Genomic DNA, 16,302 nt, shown 5'->3' with positions numbered 1-16,302 from the left:
AGCCAAACCATGAACCTTCGTCCTTTTCTTCCCCTGCTGCTCGGCGCCTTCCTCCTTCCCGCCAGCATGGAAAGCGCCCATGCCAACCCGTTTTCTGCGACCTCTTCCTCCACCAACAGCCTGCTCGAACCTCGCACCAATCTCGCCCTGAGATCCGATGCCTTCGTGGTCGCCAATCCACGAACCGGCGAGATCCTGGCTGAACGCAACGCCAACCGGGTGATGTCCATCGCCTCCATCACCAAGCTGATGACGGCGCTGGTGGTGCTGGACGGCAACCAGCGCCTCAACGAGACCCTCACCGTCACCATGGACGATGTGGACAGGCTCAAGGGCACCGGCTCCCGCCTGGCCGTCGGCTCGCGCCTGAGTCGGGCCGACATGCTGCACATCGCCCTGATGTCGTCGGAAAACCGCGCCGCCTCGGCATTGGGACGGCACTACCCGGGGGGCCGCAAGGCCTTTATCGAGGCGATGAATGCCAAGGCCCGCATGCTCGGCATGTGGAGTACCCATTTCGCCGATAGCACCGGGCTCAACCCGCGCAACGTCTCCACCGCCCACGACCTCGCCAAACTGGCCGCCGCAGCGTCCACCTACCCGCTGATCCGCCAATACACCTCCTCCGAACAGCGCCTGGTACGCAACGGCAAGCGCCAGCTGCACTATCTCAACTCCAACCGCCTGGTCCGGGAAGGCGAATGGCCTATCCTGGTCTCCAAGACCGGCTACATCCGCGAGGCAGGTCGCTGCCTGGTCATGGGAACCCGGGTCAACAATGAGCCCGTGGTCATGGTGCTGCTCCACGCCAACACCACCAATGAGCGGGTGGCCGATGCCAGAAAGATCAAGAGCTGGCTGGAAACCTCGGGCCGCATGACCCTGACCGCCCAGTCCACGCCCCCCGCCAAGTTGTTCAGCAACCAGTGATCATACGGGCAAGCAACGAGGCCCCCGCACCGACAGGTGCGGGGGCCTTCTCATTGCGCCTCTCCCTTGACGCAACCCGGAACGCCCCCTTTCCCATCGCACTGTGATCCCATCCTGACTGCGCTTCGTTATGCAGGCAGAGATCGGCCAACCCAGTGAACGAGGCGGAACATGCACCGCAAACCACATCTACCCGAGAAAGTCTGCCCCGTCTGCCTGCGCCCGTTCGCCTGGCGGCGCAAGTGGGCGCGCTGCTGGCAGGAGGTGCGCTATTGCAGCGAGCGTTGCCGCCGTCATAAGGGAGAGTCGGTCTGATGGAGCTGCGGCTCATCCTCGGCGATCAGCTGAACGCCGGCCACAGCTGGTTTCGCACCCCGGATCCGGCTGTCTGCTACCTGATGGCGGAGCTGCGCCAGGAGACGGACTACTGCCGCCACCATCGCCAGAAGGTGCTCGCCTTCTTTGCCGCCATGCGTGCCTTCGCCACCGCCCTCACCCAGGCGGGCCACCGGGTCTGTTACCTGACCCTCGATGAGAGCGCCCGCTGGCCCGACCTGCCCACCCTGCTGGCGGCCCAGCTCGAAGCGTATCAGGCCGAGCGCTTTGCCTGGCAGAGCCCGGACGAGTGGCGCCTCGCCAGCCAGTTGAAAAGCTGGGCGGCTGGCCTTGCCATCCCGGCCCAAGAGGTGGAGAGCGAGCATTTTCTCACCCCCCGTGATGGCTGGCAGCACTACCCCCACGGCCGGATGGAGTTCTTCTACCGCGCCCTGAGAAAACAATACGGGGTGCTGCTGGATGAAGGCGGCCAACCCCTTGGCGGGCGCTGGAACTTCGATGCCGAGAATCGCGCCAGACTGCCGGACAACCAGCCCATCCCGGCGCCCCTCACCTTTGCCAACGAGGTGAGCGAGATCGACGCCATGCTGACTCGTCACGGAGTCAACACCATTGGCCATGCCGATGCCAACGCCTTGCCCTGGCCGGTCACCCGGCGCCAGAGCCGCGCACTGCTCGAGCACTTTCTGGTGCACGGCCTGCCCCACTTCGGCCGCTATCAAGATGCCCTGAGTGAGCGGGGTTGGAGCCTGTTTCACAGCCGCTTGTCATTTTCGCTCAACAGTAAGATGCTCCACCCCCTCGAGGTGATCCGCGCCGCCGAGTCCCGTTGGCGGGCCAACCAGGCCACTATTTCGCTCTCTCAGGTGGAGGGCTTCATTCGCCAGATCCTCGGCTGGCGCGAGTTTGTCCGCGTCCTCTACTGGGAGCAGATGCCCGCCTATGGCCGCGTCAATTTCCTGGGTGCCGACCGCCCCCTGCCCGGCTTCTTCTGGAGCAGTGAAACCAGAATGGCGTGCATGCGCCACGCCATCCGCCAGTCCCTCGAGTACGGCTACGCCCACCACATCCAGCGGCTGATGGTGACCGGTAACTTTGCCCTGCTGGCGGGGATAGATCCGGACGAGGTGGACGCCTGGTATCTCGGCATCTACGTGGATGCCATCGAGTGGGTGGAGCTGCCCAACACCCGCGGCATGAGCCAGTTCGCCGACGGCGGCCTGATGGGCAGCAAGCCCTACGCCAGCAGCGGTGCCTATCTGGCGCGCATGGGCCACTACTGCAAGGGGTGTCATTATGAGGTGAAGGCACGCAGCGGTCCGGACAGCTGCCCGTTCAACAGCCTCTACTGGCACTTTTTATGGCGCCATCGGGACAAGCTGGGAGCCAATCCCCGCCTCGCCCTCCCCTATGCCAACTGGGACGGCCAACCCGAGGCGCAGCGGCAGGCCATGCTGGCGACGGCGGAGCACCATCTGCTCCACCTGGAGTGCCTCTGAGGCGGCAGGATTTCATGCCAAAACTAGAGAAAATCACAACATTGAGAGCTAGTTAAAAAAATGTAAACAGCGATAACCACCAATGACATCGACACCAGTTGAATATCCTGTGGCGGCTGATTAAGGTGAAGGCCCCAGTCAAGGAGAGACAAGATGGACATAGTGGTACTCGGTGGTGGCGTGGTCGGTGTGACCAGCGCCTGGTATCTGGCCAAGGCCGGTCACAAGGTGACCCTGCTGGAGCGACGTGACGGGGTGGCGCTTGAAACCAGCCATGCCAATGCGGGTCAGATCTCCCCGGGTTATGCTTCCCCCTGGGCTGCCCCAGGCATTCCCCTCAAGGCCGCCAAGTGGCTGCTGCAAAAGCACGCCCCCTTCACGGTCCGCCCCACCGCGGATCCCTTCCAGCTGAGCTGGATGCTGAAGATGTTCGCCAACTGCACCCCGGCGGCCTATGCGGTCAACAAGGGGCGCATGGTGCGGCTGGCCGAATACAGCCGCGACTGCATGAAGGTGCTCAGGGACGAGCTGGCCCTGGACTACGAGGGGCGCCAGCTCGGCACCCTGCAGCTGTTCCGAAGCCAGGCTCAGCGTGACGCCAGCCAGCGCGATATCGAGGTGCTGGAAGAGTACGGCGTCCCCTACCAGTCCCTGGATGCAGGCGGCTGTGAAGAGGTGGAGCCCGCCCTGGCCCGGGTACGCGGCAAGGTGGTGGGGGGCCTGCGCCTGCCGGGGGACGAGACGGGGGACTGCTTCCGCTTCACCCAGGCCCTGGCCGCCGAGGCACAGAAACTCGGGGTGACCTTCGTCTTCAACTGCCCCATCGACGAAATCGAGCTCGCCAAAGGGCGCGCCGTGGCGGTGCGCGCGGGCGAGCAGCGCTTCCAGGCCGACGCCATCGTCTGTGCGCTGGGGAGCTATGGCACCGGCTTCCTGAAGCCCTTGGGAATAGCGCTCCCCGTCTACCCGGTCAAGGGCTACTCCCTCACCTTGCCGATGACGGACGCCAATGGTGCTCCTCGCAGCACTGTGCTGGATGAAACCTACAAGGTCGCCATCACCCGTTTCGATGAGCGGATCCGGGTCGGCGGCATGGCCGAGCTGTCTGGCTTCAATCTGGCGCTCAACCCCAAACGTCACGACACCCTGGCCATGGTGGTGAGGGATCTCTTCCCCGAGGGAGGCGATCTTTCCCGCGCCGAGTTCTGGACCGGGCTGCGCCCCATGACGCCGGATGGCACCCCCCTGGTGGGCCCCAGCCCCATCCCGGGTCTGTGGCTCAACACCGGCCACGGCACCCTGGGCTGGACCATGGCCGCGGGGTCGGGCCAGCTGCTCAGCGATCTCATCTCGGGCAGCGCCCCCGCCATCAGCGACGAGGGGCTGACCCTGGCGCGTTACGGCTAGCCCGAATGGCGCAGCACCCAATGCGAGAGAGGGAGTGCCAGGCACTCCCTCTCTCGTTTCTCCAAGCCTTGTCAGGCCGCGGGCACCAACCCGGGCAGGGCATGCCAGACCCGGGCGGGATCCGCCTCCTCGATGGCCGCCATCATCAGTTGCTCGCTCCAGCGCCGGTGCAGTTGCCACAGCGCACTCCCCGCCTCCCCCTGCCCCTTGGTGCACTGCTTGGCCACGTCTGCGGTGCGGTAGAAGTAGCGCACCAGGGTGGTGAGCTCGGGTTCGGGCCAGCGGCAGCCAAAGTGGCGCAGCCGCTCGGACCAGAAGGCTATCTGGCGTCCCTCGTGTTCCTGCTCGACCCCGTGCAGGGCGGGGATCAGATCCATCGCCTGCCACAGCGCCCCATAGCCGACGAAGCGATCGTCCAGCGCCTCCAGTGCCTCATCCAGCAGCAGGAGCGTCTGCGGCCAGCTGTCGGCCTGCTCGCGGATGGCCTCCTGCGCCTCGCACACCGCCGCCAGCCACGCCATGGCCAGCTGGCAGATGATCGCCTCCTTGTTGGGGTAGAGGTGATAGAGGGACTTGATGCCCACCCCGGCGCGGGCGGCGATGGCATTGGTGTTGAGGGCCGCAAACCCCTGTTCCCGCAACAGAGCCAGGGTCGCCTGCTCGATGCGGTTCACCACCTCCTGACTGCGCTGCTGCCTGGGTTGACGCCGCATGCAGAGCCCATCCGGCAAACAATGTTCCGCCATCCCGTTTCTCCCGCCATGGTGACTGTTTTTCATAACTACATGATGAGACAAGATAAACACAAGTCAAAAAAAGTGCAGCAATAACTGGCATTTTTCAGAATAGCTGCAATAACCATAGGTGCTCATATCTGCAGTAAAAACTGCAATTAACCCAAGGAGAGCGCGCTATGGATAGCAAACACCCCCGTCTCAGGCTGGGCGCCATCGCCCTGCTGGTGACTGGCCTGCTCGGCTGCCAGCAGGACAGCAGTGAAGCACCACAGGACAATACCCTCTATCTCAACGGCAAGATCCACACCCAGGATGGGCAACGCAGCCAGGCCGAGGCCATGGTGGTGCAAGGCGGCAAGTTCACCTACGTGGGCACCCGCGAGGGGGCCGAGGCCCTGAAGAACGGGGCGACCCGGGTGGTGGATCTGCAAGGCAGGATGGTGCTGCCTGGCCTGCACGACAACCACATCCACCTGCTCGGCACAGTGGCGCTGGACATGTGCGATCTGGACGGCCAGAGCGTCAACCTGGATCAACTCGCGGCCAAGATCGGTGAGTGCCTGCCCGCTACGCCCCGGCGTCCGGGGACTGGCTGGTGGTCAACCAATGGTCGCCCTATGACGGCAACACCCCGACCGCCACCCATGCCACCCTGCTGGCGGCCCTGGATGCGGCGGCGCCGAACAACCCCGTGATGCTGGCCGGGGTCGACGGCCATGCCGGCGGCTACAACTCCCAGGCACTGGCGCAGGCACAGGACAAAGACGGCAATGTGGTCGGCTTCAATGCCACCACCCTGGCCCCTGGCGGCGTGTTCGAGGCCTTCATCCCCTATGTGGATCTGGCGAGCGGCGTGATCCGGGACGCGGCACGCAGCGCCATTGCGGTCCCCGACACCGGTGTGCTGAGCGCGGAGGGCGAGCAGGCGGCGGCCCAGTATGACAAGATACTCCCCGCCATCTCGGCGCTGATGGCGTCCCGCGGCATCACGGGCGTGCAGGATGCCTGCGCCAACGACTTCATCCGACAGCGCCTGCTCAACATGCAGGACCAGGATCTGCTGCACATGCGCGTCACCGCCGCCACCTGCTTCCACCAGGATGACTACAGCGGCAAGCTGGACATCGCCGGCCACCTGGCCAAGGCGAGCCAGGTGCGCGACGCCTTCGCAGGCAACCCCCTCATCAAGGCCGATACGGTGAAGATCTTCCTCGACGGTGTGCTGGAGGGAGATCCCTTCACCAGCCCTCCCTTCCTGCCCAATGCCGGCATGCTGGAGAATTACCAGAACCCGCATCTGGCCCTGGATCCTGCCAGCGGCGAGGTGAGCATCACAGCGGACAGCGAGGATGCGGGCAGCAACGGCATCGTCAACTACAAGGAGGCGGATCTGGCGCGCTACTTCACGGCGCTGGATGGGGCCGGGTTTGGCATTCACATGCACAGCATCGGCGATCGCAGCACGCGAGTGGCCCTCGATGCCCTGGAGGCGGCCCGCGCCAGCAACGGGGAGAGCCACATCCCCCACACCCTGGCCCACCTGCAGGTGGTGCACCCGGACGATCAGAAACGCCTCGGCGAGCTTGGCCTCTACCTCACTTTTACCTATGCCTGGACCACGCCCCAGCTCGCCTATGACATGCTGGTCAGCCCCTTCATCCAGCCAACCAGAGCGGGACAGTCCCTGAGCGAGGCCATCTACGATCCCATGGGCTATCTCCATGATGCACTCTACCCGGTAGAGCATTCGCGCCAGGCCGGCGCCGTGCTGGTGGCGGGCAGCGACGCCCCGGTGGACAGCCGGGATCCGCGCCCGTTCGAGAACATGGCCGCCGGCATCATGAAGGCGGCCGGCAGCGGCGACGACTTCCGGGCCAGTCAGCGCACCTCGCTGACCGAGATGCTGGCCGCCTACACCATCAACGGCGCCAGAGCGGTGCGTCAGGAGGCGATCACCGGCTCCATCGAGGCGGGCAAGTCGGCGGACTTCATCGTGCTGGACCGGGATCTGTTCGCCCTGGTCAAGGCCGGCACGCCGGAGCAGATCGCACAGACCCGGGTCGAGCAGACGGTCTTCATGGGGGAGACCGTCTACCGCAAACCCTGAACGACACGGGCCCCGCGAGGGGCCCGTTTCTTATGGCTCATTCTTATGGCTCACAGGGGGCGACTCGTCCTCCGTCAGCCCGGGTTTCAGGGCCAGGGTGAAGAGTGCCGCCACCATGTCGGACTGGGTGATGATGCCCACCAGCTGATCCCCTTCCACCACCGGCATGTGGTGAAGGCCGCCGTCTGAGAAGGCTTCCACCAGATCGTAGAGGGGCTGGTAGCGCCGCGCCTTGTGTACCTCCCGGGTCATCAGATCCGCTACCGTCAGTTGCTCGAGCTCCGCTCGCGCCCTGGGCTGGCGGCCCACCCGGTCAATCATCAGATCATGCAGTGTGATGATGCCGACCAGCTTGTCTCCCTCGTCCACCACCGGCAGCGCCTTGATCTGGTGGTGGGAGAGCAGGTGCCAGGCCTCCATGGCGAGCGCTTGCGGCGCCGTGACGACGAGATCCCGCGACATCACCTCCTGGCAGCGCACCGTGCCCACTCGCCCCCGCAGGGCGTGCAACTGGGCCTCCTGCAGCAGCTCCTGCAGATCCTGGCGGCTGATGTCCAGCAGCTCCTCATGCTTTTCCAGGGCAAAGTCGATGTCCTGGGTGGCCAGCCGGGCACTCGGCTGGGGATCCGCCGTCTGGTGGCGATTGGGCGCCACCTTGCCGCCATGAGGATAACGGCGCCCCAGGGCGCGGTTGTAGAGCAACCCCAGAGTCAGCAACAGCAGGGAGTTGAGCAGCACCGGCAGCAACACATAACCCACCCCCAGCGCCCGGATCCCCTCACCGCCGATGACGGCGGTCAGGGCCACGGCGCCGCCGGGGGGATGCAGACTGCGGGTGAGGAACATGGCGGCGATGGCCAGCATCACCGCCAGGGCCGAGGCGAGCGCCATGTCCGGCACTAGGCTGGCACTGACCACCCCCATCAGGGCCGATACCCCGTTGCCCACCAGAATGGACCAGGGTTGAGCCAGAGGACTCGCCGGGGCGGCAAACAGCAGCACGGCGGAGGCCCCCATGGGGGCGATCAGCCAGTGCACCTCGAGTCCCAGTCCCCACTGGCACAGCAAGGCGGTGCCCAGCAATCCGACGAAGGCGCCAAGGGCGCCGTAACAACTTTCTTTGAGGCTGGTATTGGTAGATACCGGTAAAAAATCCCTGAACTGCATCCTGCTCCCGCCGACGATAACATTTATTTCAAATGCGTGATTCTAGCCAATTCTCACCCCCCAGCACCAGCACGGGCATCATTGCGGCCTCAGGATCCCGGCACCCCGGACGCGGTACACCTCAATCCGGTGATCGGGGGTCGCAATACCATTTCCCTCGACCGGCGCTGGCTGGCCGAGATGCTCGCGCGGTAGGCGCCATCGCAGGCGCGTCACCGGCCGCAAAGCCCGGCACCATACTCGCCAACCGGCACTCCCCTGCCGCTCCCCCCTGAGGGCCCCAAGGCCGTCATGCAAAAAAGGAGGGAAGGCTTGCGCCCTCCCTCTCTCGTTATGCCCGTACTCTCTTGTTGTTTGTTGGGGGCTCAGGCCAGCTCGGCCCGCAGCGCCCGGGTCGCATCGACCATCACCTTGAGAGCCGCCGTGGTCTCTTCCCAGCCGCGGGTCTTGAGGCCGCAGTCCGGGTTGACCCAGAGCCTGTCGGCCGGGATCTGCTTGGCCGCCTTGCGGATGAGGTCCTCAATCCAGCTCTGGCTCGGCACGTTCGGGGAGTGGATGTCGTAGACCCCCGGGCCGATCTCGTTGGGGTAGTTGAAGCGCTCGAACGCTTCGAGCAGCTGCATCTGGCTGCGGCTCGTCTCTATGGTGATCACGTCCGCGTCCAGCGCCGCCACGGCCTCTATGATGAGGTTGAAGTCGCTGTAGCACATGTGGGTGTGGATCTGGGTGCTGTCCACCACAGGGCTGGCGCTCAGGCGGAAGGCGCGCACCGCCCAGTCCAGATAGGCCTGGTGATCCTGCTTGCGCAGGGGCAGCCCTTCGCGGATCGCCGGCTCGTCGATCTGGATGATCTTGATGCCGGCGGCTTCCAAGTCAGCCACCTCGTCGCGAATGGCCAGACCAATCTGCAGGGCGGACTGCTCGCGGCTCACGTCTTCCCGGGGGAAGGACCAGCAGAGTATGGTCACGGGCCCGGTCAGCATGCCCTTGACCGGCTTGTCGGTCAGGCTCTGGGCGAATTTGGTCCATTCGAGCGTCATGGGAGTGGGTCTGTCGATATCACGGGTGATCACCGGCGGCTTGACGCAGCGGGAGCCATAGCTCTGTACCCAGCCGAAGCGGGTGATGGCAAAGCCGTCCAGCAGCTCACCGAAGTACTCCACCATGTCGTTGCGCTCGGCTTCGCCGTGCACCAGCACGTCCAGCCCGATGGCTTCCTGGCTCTCAATCGCATCCTTGATCTGGGCCTGGATGCCCGCCTCGTAGGCGCTATCGTCGATGCGACCAGCCCGCCACTCCTGGCGCAGCAACCGGATGTCCGAGGTCTGCGGGAAGGAGCCTATGGTGGTGGTGGGCAGCAGCGGCAGCTTGAGATCCGAGCGCTGCGCCTCGGCCCGCACCGGGTAGGCGCTCTGGCGATCGAAGTCGCTGTTGGTGAGGCTGGCGAGCCGCGACTGCACCGCTTTCTTGTGGACCCGGCTGTCGGACTCCCGATCGACGATGGGCTGGCTGTAGGCCTCGATCTTGTCGAGCTCGCCCCCATCCAGGTAGTCGGCCAGCAGCCCCAGCTCGTAGCACTTTTGCAGGGCGAAGGCGAACCAGCTGCGGGTCTGGGGATCCAGCTCGTGCTCCAGGGTCAAATCCACCGGGCTGTGCAGCAATGAACAGGAAGAGGCCACCCAGAGGCGCTCGCCAAGCTTCTCTTTCAGCGCTTTCAGCGTCGGCGCCAGCTTGCCCAGGTTGGCACGCCAGACGTTGCGGCCATTGATGACCCCAGCAGAGAGGACCCACTGAGCCGGCAGGTGCGGGACCAGCGTCTCCAGCTGCTCGGGGGCGGCCACCAGATCCAGGTGCAGGCCGTCCACCTTGAGGCTGGTGATGATGTCGCGCTGATGGGCGACCGAGCCGAAATAGGTGGTGAGCAGCAGCTTGCAGGGGCCGGCCAGGCGCTCATAGGCATTGAGATAGGCCAGACGCCACTCGTCCGGCAAGTCCAGCGCCAGGGCCGGCTCGTCGATCTGTACCCACTCCACCCCTTGTGCGGCCAGTTTCGCCAGGATCTCCTGATAGACGATGAGCAGGCGATCGAGCAATTCCAGACGAGAGAAGCCGCTCTCTTTCTCCTTGCCGAGCCAGAGGTAGGAGACAGGGCCCAGCAGCACCGCCTTGACCGGCAGCCCCAGCGCCTTGGCCTCTTCGACTTCGTCAAACAGCTGGCTCCAGCCCAGCTTGAAGCGCTGGTCGCGGCTGAACTCGGGCACCAGGTAGTGGTAGTTGGTGTTGAACCACTTGGTCATCTCGGCGGCGGCGGCAGCCGGGCCGGTCGGCGCACGGCCACGGGCCACCCGGAACAGGGTGTCGAGATCGGTGTCGCCGTGGCGGTGACGGGCCGGCACGGCATCCACCAGCAGGCTGGTGCCGAGCACCTGATCGTACCAGGCGAAGTCGCCCACCGGCAGCAGGTTGACCCCGGCGGTGCGCTGCGCCTGCCAGTGGCGCTCACGCAGGCTCTTGCCCACGGCGACCAGCTCGGCCTGGGTGGTCTCGCCACGCCAGTAGGATTCCAGGGCAAATTTCAACTCGCGCTTGGCGCCGATGCGGGGGAAGCCCAGGGTGTGTGCTCGTGTCATAGGTCCAATTCCTTATGCTCATTCATCTGATGGGACACTGGATGATTTAGCCATCCAGATGTTTACACATCTAGAGTGACGAGATAAGGTGGCCTTGGCTATTGAATCCTCTTCAACTGGCTCTCAAGAAATCCTCAACTGACGCACAAAGGAGCAGTGCCATGGGTGTGCCCAACCAGTCGACCAGCCATCAGAACACCAACACGGGCATCGATCTCAAGCACCTGAAGACCATCAGTGCCCTGGCCGAGCAGGGCTCCCTGGCGGGGGCGGCGCTCTGCCTCAACCTCACCCAGTCCGCCCTTTCCCACCAGTTGAAAGAGCTGGAGACCCGCCTCAACCTGGAGCTCTATCTGCGCAAGAGCCGCCCCCTGGTATTGACGGCGGCCGGCCAGCATCTGCTGGCCCTGGCCCGTCAGGTGCTGCCCGCCCTGGCCCAGACCGAGCGCCAGCTGCTGGCCCTGCACAGCGGGGATGCGGGCAGGCTGCACCTGGCGCTGGATTGCCACAGCTGCATCCAGTGGCTGCTGCCGCTGTTGCCGGGCTTTCGCCGCCAGTGGCCCGGGGTGGCCCTTGAGGTGGAGTCGGTGCCCGGCTTCGATGCCATCAGCGCCCTGCTCGGCGGCCAGCTCGACCTGCTGCTCACCTCGGACGTGCAGGCGCGCGGGGATCTCCACTTCGAGCCCCTGTTCGCCTTCGATCTCACCCTGGTGATGGCACCGGATCACCCCCTCTGTCACCAGGCCCGGATAGCCCCTGACGATCTCAAACAGGAGGTGCTGCTGGTCTACCCGGTGGAGCGGGCACGCATGGACGTATTCAGCCGCTTCCTGCAACCCGCCGGGGTGGAGCCCGCCCGCTGCAAGCCGGTGGACAACACCTCCGTCATGCTGCAGATGGCCGCCGCCGGACTCGGGGTCGCCGCCCTGCCGCGCTGGGCCAGCGAAGAGTTCGTGCGCCAGGGCTTGCTCGAGGCGCGCCCTCTGGGCACCGGGATCCGCCGCCATATGTATGGCGCCGTACGTGCCGCCGACAAGGATCAAGCCTGTCTGCAGAGCCTGTTCGAGCGCATTCGCACCCAGATGGCCGAGCAATGACAGGGCATGAAAAAGCCGCCCCTGGGGGCGGCCTTGCCAGCCATTCAACCGTTTATTGCTGTGCTTGCGTCGTCCCATCACCACAGCGGGCTTGAGGATCCTGCTGCCTTGGGCAGTTGTCGCACAGGCTGCCGTCGCTGCGCTTGTGGTGCAGGCAGCAGCGCTGGCGCACATAGCCGGGAGCGGCGCTCGTCTCACCCGCCGGCTCCACCGCCAGGCGCCAGCCCGCCAGATGCTCGGCAGGCAAGCCGCAGGCGGCCAACCAGAGCGGCGCATGGGCCGCCACCTGCTCGCGGCTCACCTCGTCGAAGAAATCCGGCACCCGCACCAGGGCCGCCAGCAGATCGTCAGCCAGGAGCGGGCGCACGAAGCCGGGCCTCAGCCGCTGCCCGCTGGCCATCGCCTCGAACAATCCCTGCCAATGGCGGCGCAAGCGCCGTCCTGCCGCCTCGATCAGTACCTCCCGCTCGCCCCTGATCATGGGCAGGGCCAGCAGGCTGAAACCGGACACCAGTCCGGCACCATAGCCCAGCCCCATGCGATCCAGGGCAGGCACGGCCCCGACGCGATAGACGGCCACCATGGCGAGATAGATGGACTGCCAGCAGAGCATGCTCCAGCTGCGGGTCAGCCAATAGGCGGGGCCCGCCTCCGGATGTGCCAGCCGCCAGTGCTCGTGCAGCGCCAGCGTCACAGCCCCGGGAGCCATGTCGGCATCCGCCATCGCCAGCAGCGGCATATCCCCAGCCGTCAGCCGCCCCTTGAGGGAGGGAATGAGCTGCTCGGCGGCGGCGAACAGGGCATCATGGTCCGCCTGGTGGCGGGCCTGCCGGTGGTTGAGCAGACTGCCAAACCCAGACGAGGTGCTGCCAGAGGGGCCGCCACGCGCCGGTATCCCGTGATGAGAGGGCCCCGGCGCAGGTCCGGGGTGCAAGGTCAGAATACGTATTTGAGTCGAGCCTCCACATTGCGCTCAGCCCCGAACCAGCAGTTGTTCTGGTCGTAGCAGGAGTAGTAGGTCTTGTTCAGCAGGTTGCTGGCGCTAAGCGATACCCCCACCCCCTTCATGCTCGCGCTGAGGGCGGCGAGATCATAGGAGGCGGACATGTCCATCAGCAGATAATCCGGCACTGTGTCGGTGTTGGCGGCATCGAGCTGGGCCTCCCCCACGTAGCGCAGACCGGCACCGACCCGCATTCCCTCAAGGCTGCCGCCCGGCAGGTAGTTGCTCCACAAGGAGGCCATCTGCCTAGGCACCCAGACCGGGGTCTTGCCCTGCAGATCCGTGGTGTCCTTGGTGATCTCCATGTCCTGAAGGGTATAGCTCAGCGCCAGATCCAGCCGGCTGGTGAGATTGGCGCGCCCTTCCAGCTCTATCCCCCTGGAGACGATTTCGCCGGTCTGCAGCTTGGGCCCGTAGACGTTGTCCGGATCCGTCACTAGGGCGTTCTCCTTGGTGATATGGAACGCCGAGATCGTAGCCGTCTTACTCATGTCCTCGGAGAGGAACTTGAGCCCCCCCTCCCACTGATGGCCGGTTGCGGGATCGAACGCCTTGCCGCTCTTGTCCGCCCCCGGCACCGGCTCGAAACTCTCGGCATAGCTCACATAGGGTGACAAGCCATAGTCCAGCTCATAGAGGGCGCCGAGGCGGAAGGAGAGGTTGTCCTGATCGATCTGGGCCAGGGACTGGCTGGCGGCTCCCTGGTAGAGGCCGCGGCTGTCGGTGTCCATCCGGTAGCTGTCGTAGCGGGCGCCGCCGATGGCCACCAGCCGGTCGAGGCGCACCTGATCCTGCAGATAGACGCCGGTCTGGGACTGGCGAATGGTCTTGCGATCCTCATAGGAGAAGGTCAGGGCATCCGGCCGGATCTGGTTGTGGTCCGGATTGAAGATGTCGATGGCGGGCGCAGAGTAGTCGAGCGTGTCCCGGTAGAGGATGCGCGCGTCCAGATATTGATAATCGACCCCAAGCAGCAGGTTGTGCTGGGCACCGCCGGTTTGCACCTTGCCCGCCAGCTGGTTGTCGATGACAAAACCTTTCGACGCTTCATCGGTGAGATAAGCGTTGCGAGCCAGAGTGCGGTTGTCCGCCGCCAGGGCCGCGTTGTAGGTGTTGCGCTGATAGGCGGAGGCATCCATATAGCGGGCATTTTGCAGCACCTGCCAGTTGGCGTTGAAGTCGTGGCTCAGCTTGTAGCCGAGCAGGGTCACGTCCCGGTTGTACTCGTTCCAGTTCTCGTCGCCGAGGAAGGTATCGCTGCCAAGCTGCCCCAAGGGGTTGCTCTTGACCGAGCCGCTGGCGGGGACAGTGGTGTAGATGCCGGCTTGCGGATCCTTCTGGTAGTAGAGGTTGAGGTTCAGCAGGGTGCGGTCGCTCAACTGCCAGTCCAGGGAGGGTGCAAAGACGTAGCGCTCCTCTTCGGAGGTCACCGCCTGGCCATCTTTCTGGCGGGCCAGCCCCACCACCCGGTAGGCGAGCTGCTCGTTGATGGCGCCTGTGCTGTCGAGGGTCATCTCCTTGAGGGTGCCCGTCCCCGTCGCCACGCTGACGCTGTGCTTGCTCTCCCGCTGGGGGCGCTTGGCGATCAGGTTGACCATGCCGCCGGGGGGCATGCTGCCGTAGAGCACCGAGGTTGGCCCCTTGAATACCTCCAGCTGCTCGATGGCCACCGGATCTATCTGGGGTTGCAGGTTCCACTCGCTGTATTGCAGCAACAGGCCGTCATAGAAGTTCTGGTAGTTGTCAAAGCCGCGGATGTTGAACAGATCCAGCCGATTGACCGCCCTGCCCCGCAGCTCGGTGTTAACCCCGGGCACGTAACGCAGTGCCTCGCTCACTGAACTGACGCCGCGCTGCTCCAGGGTCTCGCTGTCCACGACCGAGATCGCCTGGGGCGTCTCTATGGGGTCAAGCCGGGTCTTGGTCGCCGTGTTGCGATAGGTCTGACCGAGCACGGTCAGGGTCTCGTCGGCAAGCGCCGCGTCCTGGCTACCGGACGTGGCGGCCAGCACAGAGCCTGCCAACAGGGTGGAGATGGTCGCGGCGACCACGGTCAATGGGGGGTGAACAAGTTGCATCTGATCCTCGACTGCTTACTGCATGTGAATAGTAACAAATATCATTTGCATTTTATTGTGCTAATTTGCCCCTGAATTAACAATTTGGGGCATCTTGGCGGGCAGAGAGGCGAAAAACAGGCGAGATTAGCCTCAGTCGACGACGCCTTATGTCGATGGGAAAAGACCATGAATTCAAATGACTATCTTTGGCAGGCGCACAGAGGGTCGGCCATCAGCCGCAAGCGGCCTCGCCAGGGATAGAGGACTTGAGTGAAGACGTGCACGCTCAACCCGGGCAGGGAACGATGGGCAGCCAATACTCCATGGAGGCATCCGCTCTCCGACCGTCAAAACCCGGGGCATAGCGTTCCAGTTCGAAGCCATCCAGCCCGCGATAGCTGGAGGCTGGCAGCCAGTGCTGGATGAACCAGTTGAGACTCGGCCCCAGTTGCTCGATGGGGCCCTGGTGGCTCAGCACCGCATACTCCTGGGACGGAACCCGAAGGCACGCCAACCCGGGCAGAGGTTCAGTCCCCTCCTCTGCCGCCACCCCGGCCCAGTAAGGCAGCCGCTCCCCCGCCCCAGAGACGTCCACCACGCCAAGCAGTTCGCTGGTCAATGGCAGCCCCCCCGCCTCGCGCCAGGCACGCCAGATGGCAGGCACCGTCTGCTGAAAGTCCGGGTCTTCGGCAAAGAGGCCCCGGATCTCCCCCCTGACGCCGTGCAGGGTGAATCCCGGCCGGCTCTCCACCCGCACCTGCACCAGCCTGGGGGGACTGGTCAGCGACATGGGGACCCGTACCAGGGGGGTACGCAGCCCCAGCCGCAGGCCCCGTTTGCGATAGGCCAGGGGCGAGCAGCCAAAGTGCTGTTTGAAGGCCCGGCTGAAGCTCACCTCGGAGCCAAAACCATGGTTCAGCGCCAGATCCAGCACCCGCTGCCGGCCAGAAAGCAGCGCCTCCGCCGCCAGGCTCAGCTTCAGCTCGCGCACATAGTGGGCCACTGTCTGGCCGGTTTCGTGCAAGAAAACCCGCTGCAACTGCCAGCGCGACCAGCAGCTCTGCTCGGCCAGCTGCTCCAGCGACAGGGGCTGATCCAGGTGGGCGTGAATGTAGTCGAGCACCCGCTCGATGCGGGTGAAATGGGGACGCGTCCGTGGCGCCGGGTCGGAAGGTGCGAAAGATGTGGTGATTGTCATGCCGGGTGCTGGTCTCTGCCTGCAGAGGATCAGCCTCTGTTCAGGAGTACACATTAAACATGGCCGCCGTGCCGGGAGCAAGGGGGCTGGCGGCGCCACCTCCCCCTTCTGGTGGGGTCTGCCCTCCCTCT

The 16,302-nt window shown here is 64.9% G+C and carries 11 protein-coding genes and 1 pseudogene; 6 read left to right on the top strand and 6 right to left on the bottom strand.

The genetic code is table 11. The features are described 5' to 3' along the window. Nucleotides 1-9: 9 nt before the first annotated feature. The 4 genes from KI797_RS08980 (at nt 10) to KI797_RS08965 (ending at nt 4,172) form a co-directional block, all read left to right on the top strand. Nucleotides 10-930 carry a serine hydrolase gene (locus KI797_RS08980; protein WP_042649767.1) on the top strand — a complete coding sequence of 307 codons (921 nt, stop codon included), beginning with the start codon at nt 10-12 and terminating at the stop codon, nt 928-930. 171 nt (nt 931-1,101) lie between these two features. Then, nucleotides 1,102-1,245 (top strand): DUF2256 domain-containing protein, encoded by a 144-nt coding sequence (locus tag KI797_RS08975; protein ID WP_082030100.1) that lies wholly within the window; start codon nt 1,102-1,104, stop codon nt 1,243-1,245. After that, on the top strand, nt 1,245-2,765 hold the full coding sequence (locus tag KI797_RS08970) for a cryptochrome/photolyase family protein (RefSeq protein ID WP_171268945.1): 1,521 nt from the start codon (nt 1,245-1,247) through the stop codon (nt 2,763-2,765). The genes KI797_RS08975 and KI797_RS08970 overlap by 1 nt, the downstream gene beginning before the upstream one ends. Before the next feature lie 153 nt (nt 2,766-2,918). Continuing rightward, the gene (locus KI797_RS08965; protein ID WP_171268944.1) at nt 2,919-4,172 is read left to right on the top strand and encodes a D-amino acid dehydrogenase; all 1,254 of its coding nucleotides are present in this window, start codon (nt 2,919-2,921) and stop codon (nt 4,170-4,172) included. Between the two features lie 71 nt (nt 4,173-4,243). Here KI797_RS08965 and KI797_RS08960 read toward each other — a convergent pair whose 3' ends face one another. After that, nucleotides 4,244-4,918, bottom strand: a complete 675-nt coding sequence (locus KI797_RS08960) for a TetR/AcrR family transcriptional regulator (RefSeq protein ID WP_042649765.1) — start codon at nt 4,916-4,918, stop codon at nt 4,244-4,246. A gap of 167 nt (nt 4,919-5,085) precedes the next feature. Between KI797_RS08960 and KI797_RS08955 the strand changes: the two are divergent. Continuing rightward, nucleotides 5,086-7,016, top strand: a pseudogene (locus KI797_RS08955) (amidohydrolase). Nucleotides 7,017-7,046: 30 nt separating this feature from the next. Here the strand turns inward: KI797_RS08955 and KI797_RS08950 are convergent. Beyond that, the gene (locus KI797_RS08950; protein WP_226172638.1) at nt 7,047-8,183 is read right to left on the bottom strand and encodes an HPP family protein; all 1,137 of its coding nucleotides are present in this window, start codon (nt 8,181-8,183) and stop codon (nt 7,047-7,049) included. Nucleotides 8,184-8,548: 365 nt separating this feature from the next. Beyond that, nucleotides 8,549-10,813, bottom strand: a complete 2,265-nt coding sequence (metE, locus tag KI797_RS08945; RefSeq protein ID WP_226172635.1) for a 5-methyltetrahydropteroyltriglutamate--homocysteine S-methyltransferase — start codon at nt 10,811-10,813, stop codon at nt 8,549-8,551. Between the two features lie 161 nt (nt 10,814-10,974). Here metE and KI797_RS08940 point away from each other — a divergent pair, with 161 nt between their 5' ends. Further along, nucleotides 10,975-11,910 (top strand): LysR substrate-binding domain-containing protein, encoded by a 936-nt coding sequence (locus KI797_RS08940; RefSeq protein ID WP_226172632.1) that lies wholly within the window; start codon nt 10,975-10,977, stop codon nt 11,908-11,910. Between the two features lie 52 nt (nt 11,911-11,962). Here the strand turns inward: KI797_RS08940 and KI797_RS08935 are convergent, their stop codons facing one another. The 3 genes from KI797_RS08935 to KI797_RS08925 form a co-directional block, all read right to left on the bottom strand. Further along, a complete protein-coding gene (locus tag KI797_RS08935; RefSeq protein WP_226173058.1) occupies nt 11,963-12,754 on the bottom strand; it encodes a siderophore ferric iron reductase in 792 nt (263 codons plus the stop codon). 92 nt (nt 12,755-12,846) lie between these two features. Next, on the bottom strand, nt 12,847-14,991 hold the full coding sequence (locus KI797_RS08930) for a TonB-dependent siderophore receptor (protein WP_226172630.1): 2,145 nt from the start codon (nt 14,989-14,991) through the stop codon (nt 12,847-12,849). Nucleotides 14,992-15,259: 268 nt separating this feature from the next. Then, a complete protein-coding gene (locus KI797_RS08925; RefSeq protein WP_226172627.1) occupies nt 15,260-16,171 on the bottom strand; it encodes an AraC family transcriptional regulator in 912 nt (303 codons plus the stop codon). Nucleotides 16,172-16,302: the final 131 nt, after the last annotated feature.

This window comes from Aeromonas media (genome assembly GCF_020423125.1).
GTDB classification, from domain to species: Bacteria; Pseudomonadota; Gammaproteobacteria; order Enterobacterales; family Aeromonadaceae; genus Aeromonas; species Aeromonas media.
This window is presented reverse-complemented; position numbering and strand designations above follow the sequence as displayed.